Annotated in this window: 3 protein-coding genes and 1 pseudogene; all 4 read right to left on the bottom strand. The window is 66.1% G+C overall.

The window, feature by feature from the left end; genetic code table 11:
* Positions 1-399 precede the first annotated feature (399 nt).
* Positions 400-522: pseudogene (locus tag OHT21_RS30480) on the bottom strand (IS5/IS1182 family transposase); the annotation flags it as partial.
* Between the two features lie 27 nt (positions 523-549).
* Positions 550-1,158, bottom strand: coding sequence for an IS630 family transposase (locus OHT21_RS30475; protein ID WP_328771480.1), 609 nt, complete (start codon positions 1,156-1,158; stop codon positions 550-552).
* A 403-nt stretch (positions 1,159-1,561) separates the two neighbouring features.
* Positions 1,562-2,170 (bottom strand): response regulator transcription factor, encoded by a 609-nt coding sequence (locus tag OHT21_RS30470; RefSeq protein WP_328774278.1) that lies wholly within the window; start codon positions 2,168-2,170, stop codon positions 1,562-1,564.
* Positions 2,164-3,387: a sensor histidine kinase gene (locus OHT21_RS30465; protein ID WP_328771479.1), complete on the bottom strand. Its 1,224-nt coding sequence runs from the start codon at positions 3,385-3,387 to the stop codon at positions 2,164-2,166. Before OHT21_RS30465 ends, OHT21_RS30470 begins: the two co-directional genes overlap by 7 nt.
* Positions 3,388-3,425 lie beyond the last annotated feature (38 nt).

Here is a 3,425-nt window from a genome sequence, read left to right as displayed (position 1 = left end):
GGCGCGACTTCGACAGCAACAGCTCACCTTGCGGGCACATCATGTCCAGGTCCGATCAGGACCGAAAAGCCCTGCTCAGACGCTCCTTAGCGCGCGCAGAAGGGCACCCCACCCGGTCGCCCGTGAGGGCATGGCCGAACGCCTATACCCGATCGGGCCTACCCGATCGCCACTGAGAGTGTGGTCGCTCTGCCGGGCCCGGGCAGGTGCGTAGCAGCTCGCGGTCGCCCGGACCGGACAGCCGCTCCCGCAGGGCGGGGCGGCGCATGCGTGGCCTCACAAGGTGTCTCCGGATGGGCCTGACAATGAAAATGATTGCCGATATGGCGTTCACGGCGCAGCCCGGCCCGCCTCCTATCGGAGGCTTCCTCGGGCTGTTCTGACGACTGACTGATCGTTTCAGAATGAGGTCCGCAGGCGGCGAAGGCATATGAGGCTGCAGGCCAGCTCGAGCAGGCCCTGGTGGAGATCGGCACGTCGCTCGTAGCGGATGCGGAGCCGTTTGAACTGGTGCAGCCAGGCGGATGGGCTCCCACGACCGCATATTGATCAGAAACTCATGAGGTTCTCGTCGAGGACGTAGCCGACATGCGGGCCGCCGAAGTAGCCGCGGACGATGTGGGGTTGGCGTTGCCGTCTGCGGAAGAAGCGGCGGGTTTCGGCGGCGAGTTCGGCCTGGTCGCGGGCGCGGTGCTGTTTGGGCGAGCTGTGCTTGAGGTCGGCGTTGACCAGCTCGTCGGGGTTCAGTTCGGGCGAGTACAGGGGCAGGAAGTGCAGTTCGACGTCGTCGGGGTGGGCGGCGAGCCAGTCGCGGACCTTCTTGGAGCGGTGGGCGGAGTGTCCGTCAACCACGAGATGGACCTTGCGGTCGAAGTGGCCGACGAGCCGGTCCAGGAAGCGGCACATCACTTCGGCGGTGAAGTTCTCGGTGAAGACCATGAAGTGCATCCGGCCCTTGGTGCTGATCGCCGACATCGCGTTCACGGAGAACCGGTTCCCGCTCCGTCGCACGACGGGGGTCCTACCCTTCTCTCCCCAGGTGCGGCCGGTGACCTGGTCGGATCGGATGCCGACCTGGTCGGCGAAGAGGATCTCGCCGCCGTCCTTCTTCGCTTTCGCTCGGATCTTCGGCCAGGTCTCCTGATGCCAGCGCGCCACGGCCTCGGGGTCCTGCTCGACAGCTCGCTTGTCCGGACGCTGGAAGGACAGTTCAGGTACTTGCCCACCCCCGGTTCGGTCAGCCGCACCCGGTACAGCTTCGCGATGAGGTCGCCCACCAGCCGCCGCGTCCACAACTGGCCGGAAAGCCCCACGTCACAGGGCCGGTGATCGAGGACCACCTGCCGCACCGCGGCCTGCTCGGCCTCCCCGAGCACCTGCTGCACCCCCGACCGGCTTGCCCCGCGTCCTCACGGTCCCGGCCCGCCACCAACGCGGCCACCGCCCGCAGCCGCAGGGCCTCCTGCGCCGACGGCGACAGATGCCGCGCGTCCCCCACCAGATCGCTCACACCCCACCAACGACCCAGAACCCAAACCGTTTCTGATCAATAAGTCAGCCATCAGATCCAGCCATGCTCACGGGCTATATGAATGGCTCCGTAGCGATTTTCGGCGCCCAGTTTGTTGGTGGCGGAAGAGAGGTAGTTCCGCACGGTTCCGACGGACAATGCGGCGCGCTCTGCGACTTCGCTGACGGAGGCTCCGTCGGAGGCAAGCATGAGGATGTCGGCCTCCCGGGGGGAGAGAGGGGAGTCACCGACACTGATGGCATCGGCCGCCAGGAGGGGATCGATGTAGCGGCTCCCGGCGTGGACGGTGCGCACAATCTGAGCGAGGTCCTGGGCCGAGACGGTCTTGGGCACGAACCCCCGTACGCCAGCTTCCAAGGCCCGCTTGAGGTGACCGGGTAGACCGTGGCTGGTGACGATGAGGGAGTTGCAATCAGGCACTGCTTTGCGCAGCCATGCGGCGACGGTGATGCCGTCCTTCTGCGGCATTTGCAGGTCGAGTATGGCGATGTCGGGGCGGTGTTTTCGGGCCTTGGCCGTCGCTTCGGATCCCGTGGATGCCTCGGCAACGACGTCCAAGTCTTCTTCGAGGTCCAGCAGCGATGCCAGTGCGCCGCGAATGAGGTGCTCGTCGTCGGCGAGCAGGATACGGATCACGATGACGCTTTCTGCTCGATGGGAAGGGGGAGCTGGATCACGAGTCGATACGTGTTCTCTGGCCCCGGACCGTGTTGCAGCCTTCCGCCCAGCGGCGTCAGGCGCTGGGCGAGGCCGCCCAGTCCGGTACCGGCGTGGGGGCCGGCAGAGTGGGGGTGGTCGTTGATGATGAGGAGGTCAGCGCCCTCGTTCTCCGCGAATCGGATGGTGCAGTTCTGTGCGTCCGAGCGGCGGAGGACGTTGGTGACCCCCTCACGGATGGCCCAGCCGAGCACGGACTTGGCCTCGCTGGACAGCCCGAGTGGCGGATCACTCTCGATGGTGCTTGCGATTCCGGCGGCTTGGGAGACGGAGCGGGCACCTGCCAGCTCGCTGGCGAGATCTGTGGTCCGGTAACCGCGTACGACATCACGAATCTCGCTCTGCGACTGCCGGGCCAGACGCTGCACTTCCACCATCTCGGAGACGGCCCGGGGATTGTTGACCTCACTGAGGCGCGCCGCGAGTTCGCCCTTGAGCGCGATGACCGCGAGGTTGCGTCCCATGACGTCGTGAAGGTCGCGTGCGAATCGCAGCCGCTCCTCGGCGACCGCGAGTCGTCCTTGGGCTTCGCGGGCCGCGTCGAGCCGCCACATGACGGACAGATACCAGACGGAGGACCGAAGCGTCAGGCCGATCACCAGCCACATCGCGGCAACGGCCAAAGCGATCAGGAGAACGCTGCGAAGCGAAGAGCCGGTTGCCGCCACGGCGACGAGGGTGAACGTGCACGCAGCCGCGCCGGATGCCGAGTAGGCGCGCACACTGGTGGCGTTGAGTACCGCGGCCAACGGGGCCGCTACCAGCATGCAGTAGTAGCCCACGGCGTCGGCATCCGCGGGCCAGTCGAGGCTGTGCAGCACGAGAATGGCAGCAATTTGGATGCAGGAGAGCACGATGACGGTCGCGGTGGGCCCGCGACAAGGGCCACGGTGGCCGATCCGGTGAGCTAGAACAACGGTCGCCAAGACCGCTTGTGCGACGAATACGACCACCAGGGCCCGCAACAACAGGGAGGAGACCGGCCTTTGCCTAAAGCTCTCGGCAGGTTCGGCGAAGGACAGGAGGAAAAACCAGGGGATCGCACAAAGAGCCCACCGGGTGGAGCGAGTGACGCGCTGCATCGAGGCACGGTGTTGCGGGGAGGCAGTGCCCACTAACTGTTCTGATTCCTGTTCCATCTGTCAGGTCTCCTGGTGTCACGCCCGGGCGTGGATCA

It is taken from the genome of Streptomyces sp. NBC_00286 (assembly GCF_036173125.1).
Lineage (GTDB): Bacteria > Actinomycetota > Actinomycetes > Streptomycetales > Streptomycetaceae > Streptomyces.
This window is presented reverse-complemented; position numbering and strand designations above follow the sequence as displayed.